Origin of the sequence: Bacillus cereus group sp. BfR-BA-01331, from assembly GCF_022663915.1 — a bacterium.
Classification (GTDB): domain Bacteria; phylum Bacillota; class Bacilli; order Bacillales; family Bacillaceae_G; genus Bacillus_A; species Bacillus_A mycoides.
Genome location: NZ_JAKUGJ010000005.1, coordinates 318073 through 339422, shown reverse-complemented (window position 1 = coordinate 339422; position 21350 = coordinate 318073). Strand labels below are relative to the sequence as shown.

Genomic DNA, 21350 nt, shown 5'->3' with positions numbered 1-21350 from the left:
GTTAGTTAAATAGTACACTAAGACAAATTATATGTAAATACTTACAATAAAAAATGTAATAAAAAGGCAGTGTAACTTTTCGTTACACTGCCTGCCTGTAATAAAATACAGGTAAATCTATTCTAATTATAGTTTCAATCGTTTGAATTCACATATAACCTTATACAAAATTTATTTTACTTTTACTTGAGTTAGCACAGATTTAAACGTATTAATAACTGTATCTACTTCTTCATAACTAATTGTAAGGGATGGTTCAATACGAATAGTTTTTGAATTAATTAATGTTCCCGCAACAAGAATACCTTGATCAAACATCGCCTTTGACACTTCATAACCAATCTCGTCTTTATGAAATTCAATCCCAATCATTAAACCTTGACCACGAATTTCAAAAATTTTATCTTCGTGCCCTTCTGCAGCTTGTTTCAATCCATTTAAGAAATACTCCCCAACTTCCATAGCTCGTTCCGGCAATTTCTCTTCCAATAATACATGAATTGTTGCAATTGCAGCAGCACATGCAAGAGGATTTCCTCCAAATGTCGTTGTATGCATAAATGGATTTTCAAACCAACTTTTGAATACTGTTTCTTTCGCAACAATAGCTCCCGCCGGCATTACACCTCCACCAAACGCCTTCGCAAGACAAATAATATCCGGCACTACATCATATAATTCTGCAGCAAACATTTTTCCTGTACGTCCCATTCCAGTTTGTACTTCATCAAAAATAAGGAGTGATCCAAACTCATCACAAAGCTCTCGTACTTGTTTCAAATAATTTTCTGGAGGTAAAATAATACCGCCCTCTCCTTGAATTGGTTCTAAAATAACTGCTGCAACATCTTCTCCTACTAATGCACATGTCTCAAATGTTTTTCTCATCATTTCAATATCGCCAAACGGAACATGACGGAAACCTGGAATTAATGGTAAAAATGGCTTACGGAACATTCCTTTTGCCGTCCCAGATAAAGCACCAAGGCTCTTACCATGGAAAGCACGCGTTGTAGCAATGAAAGTTGTTCGTTCACTATACATTTTTGCTAGTTTTAATGCTGCCTCTACGCTTTCTGTTCCACTATTTGTGAAGAAGGCGTATTTCAAATCACCAGGTGTAATATCCGCTAAAATCTTTGCAAGCATTGCTCGAAGTGGATCCAGTAAATCCTGACTGTGCAATGCTTGACGTTTTAATTGATCTGTCACAGCTTTTACCACTTTCGGATTACGGTGACCAACATTATAAATTCCAAATCCACCTAAACAGTCAATATATCTTTTACCGTTAATATCCATGAAACAAGATCCTTCATCTGACCACTCTACTGCTGCAAATTGTCCATCTTTTGTTACTGTTTTTCTATAAGCAAGAAAACCAGGGTTTACATGCTCTCTAAATCCGTCTACTGTTTCTTTTTGAATCCAGTTTGCCTCTTCTTCAGTAACCTTTTCTTTTTCAATTAACTGTAGTACTTTCGTAATATACTCATTTACATTTGATTCTTTCTCATTCAATTTATTTTTCACGTTCGTTTCCATCTAATTCACTCCTACATTTTTTTTATTTGCAAACCAACCTATTGGCTCTACTTCTAGATTTATATTAATCTGCTTAATTTCTTGAAATTCTTCTAACCCAAAAGTTCCTAGACTACGACCTATACCACTTTGCTTATATCCGCCCCAAGGTGCCTCATTATATGTTGGATGATAACTATTAATCCACGTAATTCCTGCGCGAAGTTTGCGAATCACACGCATTGCTTTTGCACCATCAACTGTAAATACTCCTCCAGCCAAACCATAGTCTGTACCATTTGCCAACTCAATTGCTTCCTGTTCGTCTTTAAACTTTTGAATTACTACAACAGGACCGAAGATTTCTTCCTGGACAATGCGCATATCAGGTTTTACATTGACAAAGACTGTTGGTTCAATAAAGAAACCATCACCTTTTCCATCCTCCATTATTCGTCTACCTCCGCAAGCAACGTTTGCACCTTCGTCTTTCCCAATTTCAATATAGCGTAATACTTTTTCCATATGTTCTTGACTTACAAGTGGCCCCATTTCTGATTCTGGATTATCACCAGGCCCAACGTTAATTTGCTGTGCTCGCTCTACAAAACTATTAACAAATTTATCATAAATCTTTTCTTCTACAAGGATTCTTGATCCTGCTGAACATACTTGTCCGCTACCTGCATAAATACCGAATAGAGCATAATCAATAGCGGTCTCAAAATCTGCATCTGCAAAAATAATATTTGGAGATTTCCCTCCAAGTTCTAACGAAATCTTTTTCATATTATCTGCCGCTGTTCTCATAATGTGCTTACCTGTTTTTGTTCCACCTGTAAAGGAAATCATGTCCACTTTATTACTCGCTGCAATTTCATTTCCTACTATTGGACCGGCCCCCATTACCATATTGGCAACACCTTTTGGTAGCCCTACTTTTTCAAGGATTTCGAATAGTTTTGTTGCAGTGATTGGTGTCACTTCAGAAGGTTTAAACACAATTGTATTTCCAGCTGCTAAAGCAGGTGCAATTTTCCATACACTCATCAATAGCGGATAATTCCATGGAACAATTAATCCACAAACACCAACTGGCTCTCTTACAACCATCGCTTGCATCGGATCGGCTACATGATATGTTTGACCATCTGGCTTTGTAATCAATCCGGCATAATAGCGAAAACAAGCCGCTGCATCTCCAATATCTCCTTCTGCCTCACGGTATGTTTTTCCATTATCCATTGTTTCAAGGTATACTAATTCTTCCATATTTTTATCAATTTCATCTGCTATTTTAAATAAATATGATGCCCTTTCAGCAGTGGATGTTGCTGACCAAATTCCGCTATCGAAAGCCGTTCTTGCCACTTCTATCGCGTATTTTGCATCCTCAATCGTTCCCTCAGGTGCATATGCTATACCCTTGCCATTCGCAGGGTTAATAATCGTTCTTTTTTCTTGATCACTAGAGTCTCTCCATTCACCGTTTACATACATTTTTAAATCTAGCACTATATTGAATCCCCCTTCATCGATCGTTTATATATTTATAAGCAATTTCCATGCCAATATTTAAAATTCAAAAGAATCATACATAAAGTGAAACTTTAATTAGCCCTCACCAATCGGGTGTTTACGGACAGCAGGGCTTCCACCTAACTTCTTTGCTCCACCTGAATTTTGAGGTGGGAGTTTTACTGCCCACAAATAGCGGGATAAACTGACTATTTTCTTAAAAACAACAAACATTTTATGCATTTCCGCATACACTATTCCATTTTGCATAAAGCGAAACTTTAATCATTTCCGCTACCGCCTTCACCACTCGGGACTTGAATCCCAGAGAATATGTACATGCTGAGCACACACAAAAAGGAGAAGTCTATGTGACCTTCTCCTTTTTTAGGAATATGAGATGATATCAGCCGCTATCTCTTTTTCACTAACAATCTTTTGATATTTACGACTCACTGAAGATTGGCTGATTCCAAGAGCTTTTGCAGCCTTAGTCGTTGTTTTGTACTGCTTCATTGCAAGTAAAATCAATTGTTCTTCTACAGAATGTAGTGCTTCTTGTAATGGTAATACTCTTGTAATAACTGGTTTTGATTTTTTAAAGTCATAACCAGTTGTTAAAAACTTACTAACAAACTCCGCTTCAATTACTGGATCGTCTGCTGATACTACTAAACGTTCAATCATATTTTGTAATTCACGTACATTTCCTGGCCATGAGTAAAACTCTAGTAAGCTAAGCGCATCTGGAGTTAAATGATAATTTTTATTATATTTTTCATTTAACTGTTGTAAGAAATGAAAGGCAAGTACCGGAACATCTTCCATTCGCTCTCGTAGAGGAGGCACTCGCAACGGAATTACATTGAGGCGATAAAATAAATCTTCACGGAATGTTCCAGATTCGACCATCTTTTCAAGGCTCTTATTTGTAGCAGCAATAATTTGTACATTTATTTTCATAGGTGTTGTACTTCCAATAGGAATTACTTCTTGTTCCTGCAGGACTCTAAGCAATTTTACTTGCAAATGTAAAGGCATTTCTCCAATTTCATCTAAAAATAAAATACCTTGATCAGCTCGCTTAAAATATCCTTCTTTTCCATTTTTATCGGCTCCTGTAAAAGCACCTTTCGTATAACCAAATAGTTCACTTTCTAGCAAAGTTTCTGGAATTGCACCACAATTTAATTTTAAAAATGGCTTTGAAGATCGGTTTCCAAGTTGATGAATTGCCTGAGCAATCACTTCTTTTCCGACGCCAGATTCTCCAGAAATAAGAACATTGGAAGAAAAATCTGCTATTTTTTTAGCTTGGTTAATAATTTGCTCCATTTTCGGACTACAGTAAATAAGCTTCTTAAGAAAACGATCTTTATTTTTAAAGTCATCTAACTCCTTCTTATATTGCTCTGATATCTTCTTTATTTCATGTAATTCCGTCTTCAATCTCGTTGCTTCGGTAATATCCCTGGAGGCAATAATAATACGATGAAGCTCTCCGTTTTCATTAAATACAGGGTTTCCAACTGCTAATATTTTTCTTCCACTTTTTGTTTCTTGTACAACTGATACCTTTTTTTGTTTTTCCAACACTAATCGCGTAACCGATGGACTAAATAATCCTTTCTTTTCTAGGTCTAAAAGATTTTTTCCTAATAAGTCCTTCAAATTACTCCCCCAAAAATCATTGATAACAGTTTCACTATAACGAATTAATTCCCCTTTATGATTAACAACTAATATTTCATCATAAATGCTAGACAAAATTGCATGTAAATCTTTATTTAAATCCTTTATATATTCAATTTCCATCGCCATGTCCTCGACCATCGGCAAATCTTGCACAATAATAACCATTCCTTCAATACTTTGATCAAAGTTTGGAATTGGACTATAGTCAACTAATACACCCATCTCATTTGTGATTTGTAATTGATTCAAGATCGTTTTTCCCGTTGTAAATACGTTATTAATGTGCTCTTCGTTAAAAATCAGTTTTGCTTGTACATTCATAACTTTTTCAGGAGTCGATTTAATCATCTTCAAACCAGACTCATTGCAATTTACAATTTTCTTTTCACGATCTACTACAAAAATCCCCATTGGAATAGACGTTAAAATAATTTTTAATATATCAACACTCTGATTTTCTTGTTTAAATAGTTCTGCAAAAACATCCTCTCTTCTTATATATCCTGTTAGCTCATCCACTTCATTTTTTACTATGGCAATCGGCGCTCCAATAATTTGAAAAAGAGCTGTTAAAGAAATATCTTTACTAAGATGACATATTGTATCTAGTGAAACAGCATTTGAAAGTAATAGCTTAGAAGTTAATTCCTTACTATTTGATAGCAGATCCTTCACATGAACGTATGCAAATAATTTCTCTCCTCTTTTTAAAAATAGAAACGATTCTTTTATATTTTTAACATCTATATTCCATTCCTTTTCAGATTGATCGATAGGTAGAGAAACTATGGGTCTAATTTTTGTATGAGCGATGGAAAACATTCTGCTATTCCTCCTTTGAACTATTTAATTTGTATTGTATCATTAAAAACAGATTTTTTTAATTAATCTGAAAATAAAACATTTCTTTCTTTATTTAATAAAAAAAGGAAGATGAGCGCCTCCATCTTCCTCATAGTTCTATCATTAATCACTACCACTAACGAAAAGATCTTCTTGAATATAAGCTAATACCATACCTGGAATTACTTTATCTCCCGCTTCTACTTCTAAAGATTGAACTTCTCCACTACATCCCATCTTAATTACTTCCAGTTTACCATTCATATCTTTAATAGCGAATAATGGCTCCCATTCATAAATTCGAGAATCCTTATCGATAGACACTTTTTCAATTATTCCATAACACGGACTCGTAATAATATCATAATACATACTCAATCATCCCTTTCTTTTATTCTATTAATATTGTTCTTCTAACCTTTGTGACTGAAGAATCATATAGAAAAAGCTTTGAAACTCTTCTATGTCCTCTACCTCAATGCCTAACCTTGTTGCCCAATATTGTTCCTCTCCAATATCTTCTTGGCTTAATAAAACCATTCTCCCATTTTGAATTGAGGTAACCATTGCTTTTCCAAGAAACTGTTGCGAATACGTAACAGCTATATCGTAACGATGACTATTCGACACAATACAGTAATAACCGATTTGTTGTCTCTCCACTTCTTCTAATAAAATATCCAGTTTCATTTTAGCCCTCCCTTTAGGTTAAAAATGCAACCAACCTCTTAGGCGCGATGCTTCTACAATCTTGCGAACCCCTTCCATATAAGCAGCAATTTTCATATTTACTCCAAAGCGTTTAGAAGTATCAAGTACGTTAGAAAAACTAGATGTAATTTTCTCCTTTAAACATTGATCAACATATTGCTCCGTCCAGTAATATCCTTGGTTATTTTGACACCATTCAAAATATGAAACAATCACGCCACCAGAGTTTGCTAAAATATCTGGAACAACCAAAATTCCCTTTTCTTCTAACATGGTTATCGCCTCTTTTGTTGTTGGTCCATTTGCAGCCTCAATGATAATCTTACATCCAAGCTTTCCTGCATTATGTTTTGTAATGACTCCTCCAATTGCCGCCGGAATGAGTACATCACATTCTTTTTCTAACAACTCCTGATTAGAAATTGTTTTACTAAAGAGATTCGATACTACACCGAAAGAATCTCTGTTTTCTAGTAAATAAGGAACATCTAGACCGTCTGGATTATAAATTCCTCCTATAGCATCTGATACCCCGACTACTTTCACACCAATATCATATAAATATTTTGCCAAATAACCTCCAACATTCCCAAACCCTTGAATAATAACTCGCATATTTTGTAGCGGAATTTGTTTTAACTCACTTACTAACTGAAGTGTATACAATACACCTTTAGAAGTTGCTGTTTCCCGCCCTTGTGATCCTCCTAGCATTAATGGCTTCCCGGTTATAAAGCCTGGAGAGTCAAACTCCCTGATATGGTCATATTCATCTAGCATCCAAGCCATAATTTGCGCATTTGTATACATATCAGGTGCTGGAATATCTTTCGTCGGCCCCACAATTTGACTTACTGCTCTTACATACCCACGACTCAGTAACTCTAGTTCTCTAAAACTCAACTCCTGTGGATTACAAATAATCCCGCCCTTTGCGCCTCCATATGGCAGTCCTGTCACTCCACATTTCAAGCTCATCCAGCCAGCAAGTGCTTTTACTTCTTCTGCCGTAACATCTGGATGAAATCTAATACCACCTTTTGTTGGCCCTGCTGCGTCGTTATGCTGAGCGCGATACCCTTGAAATACCTTTGTTGTTCCATCATCCATTCGAACAGGAATGCTTACTTCTAAAAAACGCATCGGTTTTTTCAGAAATTCGAATACTTCGTCTGGATAACTTAAAAAATGAAGCGCCTCTTTTAATATAGCTTGAAATTCCTCTAAAGGATTTTCAACTTCAACTGTATTTGTATGTTTTTCTGATTGAATCGGCACGATAACACCCCTCTTTATACTTTTACTAATTGTACAAAGCAATAATCGTGCCAAGTGAAAATACTACGTTAATCATACCGTGTCATCCCCTTTACTTATGAATCTTTGAATGACTTATGCAATGCTGCATGATTATCAAATATAAAAAAAAGACATCGGAACTTATCCGATGCCTTTTTCTTTTTATATTTCCTGTGCTTCTTCAAAATGCATTTGCGGAGGAGCTGAACGGAACATATTTGTAACATATAGAAGGTACCCAATTCCAATAGCAGCCCAGCAAAGTCCCAAAATAAGTGAATGGATATTGAGATTAAACCATAGTACGGCTACAGTAGCAGCACCCAAAATAGGCATAACTAAGTAATTTAAGAAATCTTTTATCGTCTTATATCTTTTTTTCTTGATTATATAGTAAGAAATTACAGACAAATTAACAAATGTAAATGCAATAAGCGCTCCAAAGTTAATAAGAGATGCTGCTGTTTCTAAATCAATGAATATAGCGAAGAGCGAAATAATTCCTACAAAAATAATATTATATACTGGGGTTCTCCAGCGAGGATGAATGTATCCGAATATTTTCTTCGGAATTACATTATCTCGCCCCATTACGTATAATAACCTGGATACACTTGTTTGAGAAGCTAAACCAGACGCAAGTGTCCCCATAAGGGTTCCTACTAAAAAGAAAGCTTGAAATAATTTCCCGCCAACATATAGCGCAATTTCTGGGGATGCTGATTCTTGATTTTTAAATACAGATGTATCTGGAAACATAGATTGTGTAAAATACGTTGTAGTAATGAATAAAACTCCGCCGATTAAAGCAGTAAGAAAAATAGCTCGAGGAATTGTTTTTTTGGCGTTTGGTGTCTCTTCTGAAAATGTAGTTACTGCATCAAAACCTAAAAATGAGAAACAAAGAATTGTTGCACCTGCAACTAACGGTGATATTTGTATATCTGATTGAAAAAACGGCTGAATGGAAAAAACTTCTCCTGTTCCCTCTCCCGCTAATAAGCCTTTTATAACTAGAAAAACAAATACGGCCATTACTAACACTTGAAATATTACTAAGAACGTATTGAAATTAGCAGTAACATTTACGCTAATCATATTTATTAATGTAACCAGGAGAACAAAGCCAATGACCCATACCCAACTAGGAACACTTGGGAAAAATGCTGACATATAAATTCTCGTTAATAGTGCGTTCACCATTGGTAGAAACAAATAATCCAATAACGCGGACCATCCAACAAGAAACCCAAGCCTTGCACTAATTGTCTTCTGTGTATACGTATAAGCAGATCCTGCGGTAGGAAAAGCCTTTACCATTTTGCCGTAGCTTGCAGCGGTAAACAACATCCCCGCTAATGCAATAAGATAAGCTCCTGGAACATGACCACCCGTTTTTTCAGAAACGATTCCAAATGTATCAAACCCAACCATCGGTGTCATATACCCGACCCCTAGCATAACAATTGACCAAAGCCCTAATGAACGTTTTAAACCAACTACTTTCCCCACCTATCATTCCTCCTACGTTCTCTATCTAATTTCCATTTAAAAATCGACAATCAAAAGGAAGCGTTTTCAAATAACTATATATCACACCGAGTATTACCTCCCTTTTTGTTACTTTTTAAATATTCATGCAATTTTCAAGCCAAAATTTCTAGCATTTGAAAATTCAATACTAGAAAGAACGTATAGGTGAAGTTGGTCCTCATTTCTTCTCATTTTTTATTCATTTTGACATAAGTTATTCAATCTCTCATACGACTAAATATGAAAAATACAACTTTAATCCTTGTTTTTTCATTCTCACTTCCTAAAAAATTGGGCTTTTACAAGATTAAAATATTTCCATGAAATAATAACATTATGTAAACTATTCATAGCAAAAAAGCTGTCTTTTCTATAAAGACAGCTTTTTCTATAACACTATATTAAAAATTGAATACGAAGTCATCGTCTGCTAACTTTTCAACATTCGTTGCTTTTACGTAACCATTTCCTTTTACAGAGAAGAAGTCATGGTTTTTCGTATCTGTACGTAAACCATTTAAAACGATTGGGTTAATTTCTTCTTCCTCAAACTTCGGCTCAAGCCCTAAGTTCATAAGTCCTTTATTCGCATTGTAACGAACGAAACGATTTACATCCTCTACAAGACCGATAGAAGTGTAAATTTCTTCTGTATATGCCAATTCAATTTCATACAGTTCCATTAATAACTCTTGCGTTTCCGTTTGTACTTCTTGTTGCTCTTCTGCAGAAAGTTCTGTGAAGATTTGTTGTGCTAAAATACCAACGAATACGCCGTGAATTGACTCGTCACGAATTATTAGGTTAATAATCTCACCACTTGCCGTCAATTTACCTTGACCAGCTAAGTAAAGTGGATAGAAGAATCCACTATAGAATAAGTAACTTTCTAAGAACACACTTGCTACCATTGCCATGTATAACTCTTTTTTCGTTACTTCAGGCTTTAATAAGCGACGATAGTAACTAGTAACAATACCAGCTTTTTTCTCAAGTAATGGATGGTTATCTACCCATTCAAAAATATCATCAATTTCTTCTTCAGTAGCTAACGTTGTGAAAATATGGCTGTAACTCTTCGCATGTACTTCTTCCATAGCGCCCATGAAAGCTAATACACTTTTCGCTTGTAAATTTTCAAGATGAACAAGTACAAGTGGCATCCCTTCGCCACCTTGTTTCGTATCTAAAAGTGTTAAACCACCTAATACACGCTTATAAGCAATTTGCTCTTCTTTTGATAATTGTGCCCAAGTATTTTTGTCAGAAGACACTGCGATTTCTTCTTCTGTCCAAAACTGAGCGATGTTTTGCTTCCAAAACATTAAACTAAAATCATCTTCTTTTTTGTTCCAGTTTACCGCACGCATTAAATCGCCCCTTCTCTAAATAAACATAAAAAAATTGATAACTAAGCATGAGCAGGGTTCAGAAAAACCCTGCTCATAATGTCTCACTTTTTATATTAAACGGTACAAGCCACGCACTCTTCCACGCTTAATTTACGTGTTCTCGTATAATAAAGACTCTTCAAGCCTTTTTTATGTGCATAAATGTAGTAACGTGCTAACTCACGTGTTGAAATATCACTATTAACATAAAGAATAGTACTAATTCCTTGGTCAATATGTTCTTGAACTTCTGCGATTAAATCAATTAATTTAAACTGATTCATATCGTAAGAAGATTTATAGTACCAGAACGTATCTTTTGATAAATACGGCATTGGATAATATGTTGTCGCATTCGCATACGTTCTTGATTCAATTTGACTTACGATTGGCATTACGCTTGAAGTTGCATTTTGAACGTAACTGATCGATTGTGTCGGAGCGATTGCAAGACGATATGAGTTGTATAAACCATTCTTCTGTACTTGCTCTTTTAAACTTGTCCAATCTTCTTTTGTTGGAATATGAATTCCTTCAAATAATTGCTGAACTGTTTCAGTTACTGGGCTGTAATCTGTCGTTTCATACTTTTCAAAGTATGTGCCGTTTGCATAATCAGACTTATCAAAGTCTTTAAATGTCTCGCCTTTTTCTTTAGCGATCTCCATACTTTTCTCAATCGAGTAGTAATTTAACATCATAAAGAATGTACGAGCGAATTCTTTCGCTTCAGCACTTTCATAAGCCATTTTATTTTTTGCTAAATATCCATGTAAGTTCATTGCTCCAAGTCCAACTGAATGAAGCTCATCATTTGCTTTTTTCACAGTTGGGGCATTCGGAATGATCGTCATATCAGAAACAGCTGTTAAAGCTTCCATTCCCGCATGAACTGCTTCACGGATTTCTTTATTTTCCATTACGTTTACGATATTTAACGATCCTAAGTTACAGTTAATATCGCGGCGGATAATGTCTTCTGTACCGTAATCATTTATTTCAGAAGTTTCTTGTAGCTGGAAGATTTCTGTACATAAGTTCGACATCTTCACAGTTCCAATATCCTTCAGTGGATGCTGGTTATTTGCATTTGATTTAAACATTAAGTATGGGTAACCAGACTCCAGCTGAATCATAGCAATTTTAATAAGCATATCACGCGCACTAATATCTAGTGGCTTCTTCTTCACTTCCGGATTGCTCATTAATTCATCGTACATTTCGTCGATATCTATATCATCTAAATGTTTTCCGTACTCTTTAAATACTGTATAAGGCGCGAAAACATGGAAAGGTTCGTTTTTCTCAGCAAGCTCAAAGAACTTACTTGGAACGATAATTCCGATTGATAGAGACTGAATACGGCTCTTCTCATCGGCATTTATTTTTTTGGTATCAAGGAATTCAATAATATCCCAATGGAAAATGTTTAAGTATACTGCACCTGCACCTTTTCGTTGCATATTGTTACTCCATATCGTCAAAACGTATGGGGGATAGTCATTTCTGCTACCCTCTCTATATCGCTATAGAGTTCAGACCATATCTTCTTCTCGCCAAATTCTTCATTTAACCATTTATCATATGTTTGATGCACATGAATATGGCATAAACTATAATAACTGTATATACCCTTTGAATTTGGTTGTTTTGAGAAGCCAGGTTCGAGCTACTTAGTCACCTACATAGCCACTTGGTCGTTGAACCTTCTCCTTATCTAATAGATTTAGGAGCTTGGCTGCTGATTTCCTGCAATCTTGGATTTTCAGGGGTCGCTACGTAATTTCTTCGTAGTATCCTACCTCGATATACTCAGGCGTTCCAGCAATTGACCCGGTTTTATAGTTGAGCCATAAAGTTAACCCAACTGATTCGCATATGAAAACGAATCTTCAAGCAATTTCATAACAGGTACTACACCACTTGCGGCGTTATCAATACCTTTAATTTGCTCACCACGTGCGCGTAGCTTAGATAAGTTTAAAGCTACTCCACCACCGATTTTCGATAATTGCATTGCAGTATTAATGTTAAAGCCGATTGAATTTAAGCTATCATCCATCTCTAACAAGAAACAAGACACCATTTCTCCTCTTCTGCTTCGTCCCGCATTTAAAAAGGTTGGTGTCGCTGGTTGGTAGTTTTGTTTTACAATCATGCTTGCGAAGTGTTTTGCCTTCGCAACATCACCGCGTCCTAAGTATAATGAAACAATTGCTACACGATCTTCATAGCTTTCTAAGTATTGTTTTTGATCATTCGTTTTTAACGCATAATCTTTATAGAACTTAGATGCTGCCATATAAGATTGGAACTCGAAGTTTTCACCATAAGCGATGTTATAAACTCCTTCTACTTCCTCCAAGCTATACTCGTCCAGAACGTTGTAATAGTAATCATGTTCTTTCATATACTCCATTCGCTCTGCCACGCTATTAAAATGAACGGTATTCTCTCTAGCTTCTTCCATAAAGACTTCTAATGCCTCTTTATCTTTATGAAGCTGATAAAAACCGTCCTGCATTTGCGTGATTTCATTATTCAGTTCAATGTGTCGCAATCTCCCGCACCCTTTCTTTAAAATATTCTACATCATTATTTGTTCCAGATAACTCAAATTTTGATACAATAGGCACTTCATATTTAGTAGAAATTTTGTCAGCACTTGCACCAAACATGTCTCCCCAATTACGATTGCCACTTGCAGATACGCCTTTTAATTTTTCATTATTGCGTTCTAAAAAGTCTAAAACACGTTCCGGTACATTGCCAAAACCTGTTGTATACGTAATAAGAATAAAGTCTTCATCTAATACTAGAGCTTCTTCAATTTGAACGGCCGGCATATTTAATTTGTGGATGAAACGCTTCACGTTTCCTGTCATAGAATCATATGCAACTAACATTTCCGACCCTCCCTCTCCAATCTATATTCTCTGTATGTCGTTTCTTGATTTCTCTATATATTGTATTACGTTTCAAAATAAGACACAAGATATATGTATAAATTCTTTCTTTTTTTAACTTTTACTTTTCGACATGACCGTCGATTTTTTTCAATACAAAGACTATGAAACAACATTCTAAAACTCATGTCAATAAAGTGCTTTTCAAAAAACTTGTCAACGAATTTAACCTTATTTTAAAAAAAGTTAACAATATTTTTTGTCATAAAACAGTAAATGCTGGAGTAATATATTTCTCCAGCATCACGCAAAAAAGAACAGACCTTAAACGATAATCTGTTCCAAAAAACGATTACATTTATCAATTTTACTTTATTAAATATTTATACATACTCTTTCGTTCCTCGTTACATACTAAAAGATAACTATTATAGAAAAAGATTATTATTATGGAACTTCAATTTATTTATGAAAAAAATCATTCAGGCTGCTCAATACGCAAAATATCTTTTACAAATATATGATGTGGATTCTCATCTTTATCGAGCATTGTACATACAGGAGCTTCTTCATCAAAGTATACGATCATTCCTTCTACGTACTGATATGTATGTTGAACTTGTACAGTTACTTTAATTTCTATTGCTTGCTCATATGCTCTTTTTATTTTCTGAAGCATTTTTGCTGAACATTTTCGTTTCTCTGGATACATAACCATTCCCATAAACCTATTCCCAGCTCTATCTTTCCACATGTAATCCCAATGTGGCAATATGCCTTGTTTAAAATCCCCCATAATTCTCCTCTCCTTTATCTTCTATTTATGAACGTGGTGCTTCTGAATATGTATAAATGACCTGTCCACCGCGCTGTGCGTTCCCGATAATATGTTTAAAATCTTCTCGATTTACAACAACTTCTCTGAACGTATAAAATACATCTTTCGTCGCAACATACTCCTTTATTTCACCATTTTTCAGCTGATCCAAAATTGTATTTGCTAATTGTTCATCCATGTATTTCACCTCTCTGCAATAGTTTATTTTATCGCATCTTCTATAGGTCGACAACGGTAAAATTATCCCGTTACTATTATGTAATTCACTTTCATTATTTTTATATCTATATCACTTTATTATATTCGCACTAAATATCATATACTAACATAGCTACTTCTCTATATCAAACTTTTTGATGCCCTGTATAACAAAGTTCCAAATCACTGTTTGATATTTTATTTTATGCTACAATATACATTTAGAACTAGGAGGGATACTATGATTCGGAAAGCAAAAAAGACAGATGCGGTAGAAGTAGCACCTTTATTGTATAACGCTCTGCACGAAATTGCTGAAAAAATCACAGGTAGCACAGTTGAAGCAAAAGTAATACTAGGACTTGAAACATGGTTCGAAAAAGAAAATAATCGATTGAGCTATGAAAACTGTTTAGTGGCTGAACAAGGTGGAAAGGTAGTTGGGGTTATTGTCGTTTATCACGGTAGTGACGCTGAACAACTTGATGCACCAATCATACACTACTTAAGAGAACTACATGAAGACGAATCCATTACGTTAGAAAAAGAAGCTGAACTTGATGAGTATTATATTGACACGTTGTCAGTTTCAAGTATGTACAGTGGACGTGGTATTGGCTCTAAATTAATCGATGCAGCTGAACTTCATGCAACTGAAAAAGGACATGAAAAAATCGCCTTACTTGTTAATTTAGAAAACAAACGCGCTTTTTCACTATATGAAAAACTTGGTTACCAAGAAGATAAAACCGTTATGCTCGTCGGTGAACCGTATGCCCATCTAATAAAACCATTACGGTCATTGGTTTCTATATCTTAAAAGGACAATTCTTTTTTACTTGTTATGTAGAGAAAGAGGCTGCCAAAGGGACAGCCTCTTTTAAATTAATTTTGTATTTAATACATTTCCATGGCTTCCTATGGAAAATAGGCGAACCAGACCACCCCATTGCCCTCAGTTCAGTCCCAATCATCGCATTAAAATAACTATGACCTACAAGGGCAATATGTCCATGTACGAGCGCATAGCGGTGCAACATATTAGTGGCTTGCCTTGCTCTTTCTCGTACTTCCTTATAAGACTCAACCTCTTTGCTATAACCAACTATCCATCGTGTACGTCCAATAAACATCCATACATTCGGTTTACATTTCAACCATTTTGGAGCATAAAAACTCGTTGGAACTTCAGCTTCCCTAAAAAGAGGATTTTGCACAAAAGATAGGGAATCCAATAACTCAGCCGCTGACTGTACAGCGCGCCTTTGATCACTCGTTACAACCAGTTTCGCTGATTCAATCGCCTCAATTGTTTCAATTGGTATAGGAGTTTCTTTTACTGTAGTCCCTAAATCATATTGCTTCATCCATTCACGAAATGAAATAATTGTCATTGGCTCTATAGTACTGTCCAAACGACCATGACGAATAAAAGAAATTCGCATTCTTTCCACTCCCCATTCATCACTTACGAACTATATTACGTACTTTTTTTATTGCCATCATACCATGCATAAAAAGAAAGTTATATATCCCCACCACTATCATGTGTTATCGAAGTGTGCACACCATCCAGTCCATCAAAATATGTAGTTGTTTCATGATGACGCACTTTCTTCAACTGTATATATGAAAATAAAAATAATAAAATCGCTATAAAGCTCCCCACAATTTCAAACATCATTTTCCAGCCCCTAATTTCCCCCACTTTAGTAGGTCATTGTATCTTTTATTATACTCCCGTATAAAGATGTATGCATTTTCATCGTTCCTCTCCTAAACAATATTTTTTACATATTTCCTTACAAAAAGTGAATATTTTTCGAATTTTTACTTTGGAAACATTTACAAAGTAGTAAATATAGTTCAAAATAAGAAGAAATAAAAAAGCCCAAATTATTCTTTTTTTGGGAAAACTGGAACAAGGAGAGTTGCTTATGCAGATCGCAGAAACTGGAGATATCATTGAATTTAAAGGTGGAATGCAAGGCCGTGTTCAAAAGGTAAATCAAAACTCCGTTATTGTTGATATAACAATTATGGAGAATTTTAGAGAACTAGATATGGAACCTCTTACAGTTGTAAGCCATAAAAACTATACTGTCATTAATCAACATGCATAATATAATAGAAAGAAAGGATCTGTATATCATACAGATCCTTTCTTTCTATATTAACGATTATCGATCTTTTCTGGATATAAATCGTGATTCATCATGCGGTAGTCTGCCATTTTCTCATACTTAGTTCCTGGGCGGCCGTAGTTACAGTAAGGATCGATTGAAATACCACCACGTGGTGTAAATTTCCCCCATACCTCAATATAGCGTGGATCCATTAATTTAATTAAATCATTCATAATAACGTTCATGCAATCTTCGTGGAAGTCACCATGATTTCGGAAGCTAAATAAATATAGCTTTAAAGATTTACTCTCTACCATTCTTTGTTCTGGAATGTAGCTAATATAAATTGTTGCAAAATCTGGTTGTCCTGTTTTCGGACATAAACTTGTAAATTCAGGACAATTGAATTTTACAAAGTAATCACGGTTTGGATGGTTATTATCAAATACCTCTAAAATTTCCGGGCTATATTCAAATACATATTTTGTATTTTGATTTCCTAATAATGTTACATCTTTTAAATCTTCATCTAATCTTCCTGCCATTTTAAACATCCCTTCTCATTATACCCCTCGTTTATTTCCCCATACTAACGCATGAAGCTGAGGCAGTACTTTCGCATCATTCATTTCTTTACAATTCACAGCTTTTTCAATAAGCCACTCATATTTTTCTAATAGTTTTTTTATAAGCACCGCATCATCCACTGTTTTCGTATCATCATTCCCTACTTGTAAGAAAAATGGTACATTCGGATAACGCTCGTGCATCTTAACTGCATATTCAAAATCTTGATCATCGAATACTACTACTTTTAAACTAAAATCTTTCCCTGCTAGTTTATGAATAACAGAATCTAACATCTGAAAATCTGTTTTCATAGTTGAACTTGGTGGTTTTGGAGAAATCGTTACCTCATCAATTTGAAGCAACCAATCTTGCCATTTACTCCCTTGCGTTTCTACCGCTGTTCGCATTCCATTCTCCTTTAATATAGAAAGAAGAAATTGCATATTTTTCAGCAAAACAGGATTTCCACCCGAAATCGTAACATGAGAAAAATTTTCTCCACCAATTTCTACAAGCTCATTCCAAATGTCTTCCGGTGTCATTTGTTTAATTTGATCTTTGGCCGATCCATCCCATGTAAAAGCAGAATCACACCAATCACAGCTATAATCACAGCCCGCTGTACGGATAAACATTGTCTTTTGTCCTACAACCATCCCTTCTCCTTGAATGGTTGGACCAAATATTTCTAAGACGGGGATTTTACTCATCGAGCATCCACTCCCGTCTTACTTCCGCATAACTAGTCGGCGTCTCAAAAAGACGAACAAATTCAACACGAGCTCCCTTATATTCGTTCGCACGATTATCTTTCGTTAAGGCTTCTGCCATCTTTTCATAAATCCAAACGACCATATTTTCAGCAGTCGTATTCATTTCTGGCAATGTTTCGTTTAAATAACGATGATCTAAATAAATTTCTATTTCATTTTTCCAAATCTCTTTTATATCTCCAAAGTCAATTGCAAGGCCTATTTCATTTACATATCCGCTAATTCCAAATACGACTTTATATGTGTGTCCATGTAAATTTTTACATTTCCCTTCATAGCAGTGTAAATGGTGCGCTGCGTCAAATGTAAATTCCTTGCTGACCATTACTCTTTTATTATGATATTTGAGTTGTTCACGCTGAATATCCTTGTCCATTTTTTGCAAATTTTCTACGATGCGAAATCCAAAAAAGTTATCCATTAGTTGCTCGCTCCTTCGCGTTCTTGTAGATACGTATCTAATCCCGCTTTACGAAGTTGACATGCTGGACATTCACCGCAACCATCACCAATGATTCCGTTATAACATGTTAATGTTTTTTCTCTAACAAACTCAAATGCTCCAAGTTCATCAGATAATTTCCATGTCTCTGCTTTATCAATCCACATAAGTGGTGTATGAATAACAAACGGATAATCCATAGATAAATTTAATGTAACGTTTAATGATTTCACAAACACGTCACGACAATCTGGATAACCACTGAAATCAGTTTCACATACACCCGTTACAATATGACGTGCTCCAACTTGTTTTGCTAATACAGCCGCAAATGATAAAAATAGTAAATTTCGTCCATCTACAAATGTTGATGGCAATTCACCTTCTTCATGTGTAATCTCCATATCCGTTCTCGTTAACGCATTTGGAGCAAGTTGATTTAATAGGCTCATATCTAGTATCGTATGTTTAATTCCTAGCTCTTTCGCAATTTCCGCTGCACAATCAATTTCTAATTTATGACGTTGATTGTAGTTAAATGTTACAGCTTCCACTTCTTCAAACTGCTGTATCGCCCAAAATAAACATGTTGTACTATCTTGTCCACCACTAAAAACAACAACTGCTTTTTCTTTTTTCATTTCACTCATTCTCCTTCTCTACTACGAATAAGAAGAAAGAACGTTCTTGAACTGTCACAATAAAAAAACAAAACAATACCTAATGATATTGTTGTTTCCATAGTTTTTTATAGAGGGAGTTCGCGAACCTCTCCCATGCAGTGCACGGAATTTCTTCTTTCATTGACAAAGATTATTGTAACATATTGTATACTACCAGAAAAAATTTCTGATTTTTTCCGCTATTTCGCATTTCATTTATTTCATTTTATAGTATGATTAATTTAATGTTAAAAGAGAGGAGGCATCCCACTGGAACTCTTTATTATTTACCTCTTTTTAAATATATTATCTATTCTCGTTACAATGCTCGTATATCATTTATTTTGGAATCAGAAAGGGAAACGATCTCCTAAATTAAATTCAGCCATATTTATTGTATTGTGTTGCCTCGCTACCATACTATGTATCACTTTCGCAGCAAAAACAAATAATGGTTTTCAGTTCGACATGCGACATATCGTATTAATTGTCGGCACGTTAACGGGAGGGCCTATTGCTGGTGGTTCTATTTTAGCTGTATTAAACATTTATCGCTTTTTATTGGGAGGAATAGGTGCGTTTCCATCCTTTATCGCTTCTATTCTCCTATTTATTGTTCTACTATTAACATACAAATTTTTTAATCGAAGTTCTAATCATATAAAAATAACACTTGCTATTTTTTACAGTCTTACTTATGGATTTGGTTGGATACCATTTTTCCTTGCAAGTGTTACAAATGAGGCAGATTATATACCACATATCATTGTGTACGAACTATGTACGATGATTGGTACGATCCTTATTTTATATTTACTACACATATTACAAATGCAAGTTCGTCTCCAAAATGAACTTATGAACGCTGAGAAATTTCATTTAATCGGCGAAATGGCAGCTTCTATCTCTCATGAAATTCGTAATCCTTTAACTGCAACGAAAGGTTTTTTACAACTTTTACAGTCAGATGCATGTTCTGAGAAAGAACGAAAATTATATATCGACATAGCCATTAATGGTATCGAACAAGCAAATCACGTTCTTACAGACTACTTAACTTTTGCAAAACCGAGTATTGAAAAAGAACAAAAATTACAAGTAGAGGAAGAATTACTTCATGCGTTGTCTTTGATCACACCTCTCGCCAATTTAGCAAATGTTCGTATAAATTATATAAAACAAAGTACATCTTTCTTTATCGCTGGCGAAAAGCAAAAACTGAACCAATGTTTATTAAATATTTTTAAAAATTGTATTGAGGCTATGCCTACAGGTGGCGACCTTATTCTTACATTAGTTCCAGACCATAAACATATACAATTATATATAAAAGATACAGGAGTTGGTATGGATCAAGAACAAATAAAACGCCTTGGATCACCTTTCTACTCAACGAAAGAAAAAGGTACCGGACTCGGAATGATGGTCGTCTTCAGCGTCATTCAAGCAATGGATGGAAAGATTGATATTATGAGCGAAAAAGGTACAGGTACAACTTTCTTATTAACTTTCCCACTCATACAAAAAACGTGATGAACTTCATCACGTTTTTTCTGTTCCTTCAACTAATTCTGCAAAAGCTTTCACTTTCCCATGCGGCTTTTGATTTTCTTTCCGAGCTTTCCAGGCGCGCTCTTCTTCTCTCTTTTTCTTTGACATGCTTTTCAACTCCTTCTTTTCTTTTCTTTTCTCCATGTAGTATTCCAAAATGAGAAAGAAAACTATGCATGAGTAAAAAAGAAAAGAAGCGGTTCCCCACTTCTTTCATTTTAACGCTGTAAAATTGCATGTTTCGCTTCTTTTAGCTGTGTAAGATGTCTTTGTTCGTGTAAATCTAGAAATTGAACCCATTGATATAAATTCAAATCATTAAAAATAGGATGTTTTAATCCATTTTCAAATAATTCTTTTTCATCTATTACACTATGAAGGGCATGTAATAATTCTTGTCGTGAATGTTCTAGTAATTGAATTCCTTGCAGTTTTTTCATTAATGTTTCTGTTGGTTTCATTTGTTGAGGAGCTTCCCTTTTATGTGTGCGATCAAGCGTAAGTTGGAGGTCTTTAAATGGAGCAAGTTTTCTTTCTTTTTTTTGCAAAGCATATACAAGGGCAGATGTGACAGACTGTTCAACTAAATGCAAATGATGCAAAATTTGAATAATACTCCATTTATCACGGCGTGGCTTTACATTCACCTCCGTATCATTTAACATTTCAATTTCTGATAACAGCGTGCTTCGTGTAGACTGTAATGAGTGGACTAAAGTTTCTAAACTAACATCCATATTAGATTGAAGCATAGTGCTTTCCCCCCTTTT

At 35.1% G+C, this 21350-nt stretch carries 22 protein-coding genes, 2 pseudogenes and 1 riboswitch; of the genes and pseudogenes, 3 read left to right on the top strand and 21 right to left on the bottom strand.

All coding sequences use genetic code 11. From position 1 onward, the window contains the following. Positions 1–171: 171 nt before the first annotated feature. From MR155_RS12570 to MR155_RS12510, 13 genes and pseudogenes are all read right to left on the bottom strand, one after another. Positions 172–1545 carry a putrescine aminotransferase gene (locus MR155_RS12570; RefSeq protein ID WP_242310006.1) on the bottom strand — a complete coding sequence of 458 codons (1374 nt, stop codon included), beginning with the start codon at positions 1543–1545 and terminating at the stop codon, positions 172–174. Next, complete coding sequence (locus MR155_RS12565) at positions 1546–3039, bottom strand: aldehyde dehydrogenase family protein (protein WP_113936986.1); 1494 nt, start codon at positions 3037–3039, stop codon at positions 1546–1548. Between the two features lie 390 nt (positions 3040–3429). After that, a complete protein-coding gene (locus tag MR155_RS12560) occupies positions 3430–5559 on the bottom strand; it encodes a sigma 54-interacting transcriptional regulator (RefSeq protein WP_219301781.1) in 2130 nt (709 codons plus the stop codon). Positions 5560–5703: 144 nt separating this feature from the next. Beyond that, positions 5704–5952, bottom strand: coding sequence for a biotin/lipoyl attachment domain-containing protein (locus tag MR155_RS12555; protein WP_002011502.1), 249 nt, complete (start codon positions 5950–5952; stop codon positions 5704–5706). A gap of 27 nt (positions 5953–5979) precedes the next feature. Beyond that, positions 5980–6270 carry an SAV0927 family protein gene (locus MR155_RS12550; RefSeq protein ID WP_000762559.1) on the bottom strand — a complete coding sequence of 97 codons (291 nt, stop codon included), beginning with the start codon at positions 6268–6270 and terminating at the stop codon, positions 5980–5982. 18 nt (positions 6271–6288) lie between these two features. Next, positions 6289–7569 (bottom strand): Glu/Leu/Phe/Val family dehydrogenase, encoded by a 1281-nt coding sequence (locus tag MR155_RS12545; protein ID WP_002126199.1) that lies wholly within the window; start codon positions 7567–7569, stop codon positions 6289–6291. A gap of 183 nt (positions 7570–7752) precedes the next feature. Beyond that, a complete protein-coding gene (locus MR155_RS12540) occupies positions 7753–9102 on the bottom strand; it encodes an APC family permease (protein WP_016093021.1) in 1350 nt (449 codons plus the stop codon). Between the two features lie 422 nt (positions 9103–9524). Further along, the gene (gene nrdF, locus MR155_RS12535) at positions 9525–10493 is read right to left on the bottom strand and encodes a class 1b ribonucleoside-diphosphate reductase subunit beta (protein ID WP_002011508.1); all 969 of its coding nucleotides are present in this window, start codon (positions 10491–10493) and stop codon (positions 9525–9527) included. A 95-nt stretch (positions 10494–10588) separates the two neighbouring features. Further along, positions 10589–11974: pseudogene (locus MR155_RS12530) on the bottom strand (ribonucleoside-diphosphate reductase subunit alpha); the annotation flags it as partial. Positions 11975–12375: 401 nt separating this feature from the next. Further along, positions 12376–13074: pseudogene (locus tag MR155_RS12525) on the bottom strand (ribonucleotide reductase N-terminal alpha domain-containing protein); the annotation flags it as partial. Continuing rightward, the gene (gene nrdI / locus MR155_RS12520) at positions 13061–13420 is read right to left on the bottom strand and encodes a class Ib ribonucleoside-diphosphate reductase assembly flavoprotein NrdI (RefSeq protein WP_105584136.1); all 360 of its coding nucleotides are present in this window, start codon (positions 13418–13420) and stop codon (positions 13061–13063) included. The pseudogene MR155_RS12525 and the gene nrdI, both read right to left, overlap by 14 nt. Before the next feature lie 478 nt (positions 13421–13898). Then, positions 13899–14216 carry a hypothetical protein gene (locus MR155_RS12515; RefSeq protein WP_060750618.1) on the bottom strand — a complete coding sequence of 106 codons (318 nt, stop codon included), beginning with the start codon at positions 14214–14216 and terminating at the stop codon, positions 13899–13901. A gap of 25 nt (positions 14217–14241) precedes the next feature. Then, positions 14242–14436, bottom strand: coding sequence for an abortive phage infection protein (locus tag MR155_RS12510; protein ID WP_219301779.1), 195 nt, complete (start codon positions 14434–14436; stop codon positions 14242–14244). A gap of 261 nt (positions 14437–14697) precedes the next feature. On the opposite strand from MR155_RS12510, the gene MR155_RS12505 reads away from it, so the two are divergent. Further along, entirely contained in the window at positions 14698–15276 is a 579-nt protein-coding gene (locus MR155_RS12505) for a GNAT family N-acetyltransferase (protein ID WP_242310003.1), read from the top strand. Between the two features lie 22 nt (positions 15277–15298). On the opposite strand, the gene MR155_RS12500 is transcribed toward MR155_RS12505, so the two are convergent. Together MR155_RS12500 and MR155_RS12495 are read right to left on the bottom strand one after the other, a co-directional pair. Beyond that, positions 15299–15901 (bottom strand): histidine phosphatase family protein, encoded by a 603-nt coding sequence (locus MR155_RS12500; RefSeq protein WP_242310000.1) that lies wholly within the window; start codon positions 15899–15901, stop codon positions 15299–15301. Between the two features lie 80 nt (positions 15902–15981). Further along, positions 15982–16140 carry a hypothetical protein gene (locus MR155_RS12495; RefSeq protein ID WP_002086806.1) on the bottom strand — a complete coding sequence of 53 codons (159 nt, stop codon included), beginning with the start codon at positions 16138–16140 and terminating at the stop codon, positions 15982–15984. 253 nt (positions 16141–16393) lie between these two features. On the opposite strand from MR155_RS12495, the gene MR155_RS12490 reads away from it, so the two are divergent. Further along, a complete protein-coding gene (locus MR155_RS12490; protein ID WP_002064385.1) occupies positions 16394–16579 on the top strand; it encodes a YkvS family protein in 186 nt (61 codons plus the stop codon). Between the two features lie 50 nt (positions 16580–16629). Here MR155_RS12490 and queF read toward each other — a convergent pair whose 3' ends face one another. From queF to queC, 4 genes are read right to left on the bottom strand one after another with little or no spacing between them, the layout of a single operon-like run. Beyond that, a complete protein-coding gene (queF, locus tag MR155_RS12485; protein WP_002140938.1) occupies positions 16630–17127 on the bottom strand; it encodes a preQ(1) synthase in 498 nt (165 codons plus the stop codon). Positions 17128–17145: 18 nt separating this feature from the next. Continuing rightward, on the bottom strand, positions 17146–17862 hold the full coding sequence (queE, locus tag MR155_RS12480) for a 7-carboxy-7-deazaguanine synthase QueE (RefSeq protein WP_088039008.1): 717 nt from the start codon (positions 17860–17862) through the stop codon (positions 17146–17148). Then, a complete protein-coding gene (gene queD, locus MR155_RS12475) occupies positions 17855–18346 on the bottom strand; it encodes a 6-carboxytetrahydropterin synthase QueD (protein WP_002011526.1) in 492 nt (163 codons plus the stop codon). The genes queE and queD overlap by 8 nt, the downstream gene beginning before the upstream one ends. Continuing rightward, complete coding sequence (gene queC / locus MR155_RS12470) at positions 18346–19008, bottom strand: 7-cyano-7-deazaguanine synthase QueC (protein WP_002086813.1); 663 nt, start codon at positions 19006–19008, stop codon at positions 18346–18348. Before queC ends, queD begins: the two co-directional genes overlap by 1 nt. Positions 19009–19101: 93 nt before the next feature. Next, a riboswitch (PreQ1 riboswitch) is annotated at positions 19102–19145 on the bottom strand. A gap of 208 nt (positions 19146–19353) precedes the next feature. Here queC and MR155_RS12465 point away from each other — a divergent pair. Continuing rightward, the gene (locus MR155_RS12465) at positions 19354–20562 is read left to right on the top strand and encodes an ATP-binding protein (protein WP_002140936.1); all 1209 of its coding nucleotides are present in this window, start codon (positions 19354–19356) and stop codon (positions 20560–20562) included. A 9-nt stretch (positions 20563–20571) separates the two neighbouring features. Here MR155_RS12465 and MR155_RS12460 read toward each other — a convergent pair whose 3' ends face one another. Next, positions 20572–20688 (bottom strand): DUF6254 family protein, encoded by a 117-nt coding sequence (locus MR155_RS12460; RefSeq protein ID WP_000038354.1) that lies wholly within the window; start codon positions 20686–20688, stop codon positions 20572–20574. Positions 20689–20798: 110 nt separating this feature from the next. After that, complete coding sequence (locus MR155_RS12455; protein WP_002030551.1) at positions 20799–21332, bottom strand: DinB family protein; 534 nt, start codon at positions 21330–21332, stop codon at positions 20799–20801. Positions 21333–21350 lie beyond the last annotated feature (18 nt).

Bases quoted from the DNA above. Each gene is read 5' to 3' on its own strand.
- MR155_RS12570 (WP_242310006.1), bottom strand. From the start codon at position 1,545: ATGGAAACGAACGTGAAAAATAAATTGAATGAGAAAGAATCAAATGTA.
- MR155_RS12560 (WP_219301781.1), bottom strand. From the start codon at position 5,559: ATGTTTTCCATCGCTCATACAAAAATTAGACCCATAGTTTCTCTACCT.
- MR155_RS12555 (WP_002011502.1), bottom strand. From the start codon at position 5,952: ATGTATTATGATATTATTACGAGTCCGTGTTATGGAATAATTGAAAAA.
- MR155_RS12550 (WP_000762559.1), bottom strand. From the start codon at position 6,270: ATGAAACTGGATATTTTATTAGAAGAAGTGGAGAGACAACAAATCGGT.
- nrdF (WP_002011508.1), bottom strand. From the start codon at position 10,493: ATGCGTGCGGTAAACTGGAACAAAAAAGAAGATGATTTTAGTTTAATG.
- nrdI (WP_105584136.1), bottom strand. From the start codon at position 13,420: ATGTTAGTTGCATATGATTCTATGACAGGAAACGTGAAGCGTTTCATC.
- MR155_RS12515 (WP_060750618.1), bottom strand. From the start codon at position 14,216: ATGGGGGATTTTAAACAAGGCATATTGCCACATTGGGATTACATGTGG.
- MR155_RS12510 (WP_219301779.1), bottom strand. From the start codon at position 14,436: ATGGATGAACAATTAGCAAATACAATTTTGGATCAGCTGAAAAATGGT.
- MR155_RS12505 (WP_242310003.1), top strand. From the start codon at position 14,698: ATGATTCGGAAAGCAAAAAAGACAGATGCGGTAGAAGTAGCACCTTTA.
- MR155_RS12500 (WP_242310000.1), bottom strand. From the start codon at position 15,901: ATGCGAATTTCTTTTATTCGTCATGGTCGTTTGGACAGTACTATAGAG.
- MR155_RS12495 (WP_002086806.1), bottom strand. From the start codon at position 16,140: ATGATGTTTGAAATTGTGGGGAGCTTTATAGCGATTTTATTATTTTTA.
- MR155_RS12490 (WP_002064385.1), top strand. From the start codon at position 16,394: ATGCAGATCGCAGAAACTGGAGATATCATTGAATTTAAAGGTGGAATG.
- queF (WP_002140938.1), bottom strand. From the start codon at position 17,127: ATGGCAGGAAGATTAGATGAAGATTTAAAAGATGTAACATTATTAGGA.
- queE (WP_088039008.1), bottom strand. From the start codon at position 17,862: ATGAGTAAAATCCCCGTCTTAGAAATATTTGGTCCAACCATTCAAGGA.
- queD (WP_002011526.1), bottom strand. From the start codon at position 18,346: ATGGATAACTTTTTTGGATTTCGCATCGTAGAAAATTTGCAAAAAATG.
- queC (WP_002086813.1), bottom strand. From the start codon at position 19,008: ATGAAAAAAGAAAAAGCAGTTGTTGTTTTTAGTGGTGGACAAGATAGT.
- MR155_RS12465 (WP_002140936.1), top strand. From the start codon at position 19,354: ATGCTCGTATATCATTTATTTTGGAATCAGAAAGGGAAACGATCTCCT.
- MR155_RS12460 (WP_000038354.1), bottom strand. From the start codon at position 20,688: ATGTCAAAGAAAAAGAGAGAAGAAGAGCGCGCCTGGAAAGCTCGGAAA.
- MR155_RS12455 (WP_002030551.1), bottom strand. From the start codon at position 21,332: ATGCTTCAATCTAATATGGATGTTAGTTTAGAAACTTTAGTCCACTCA.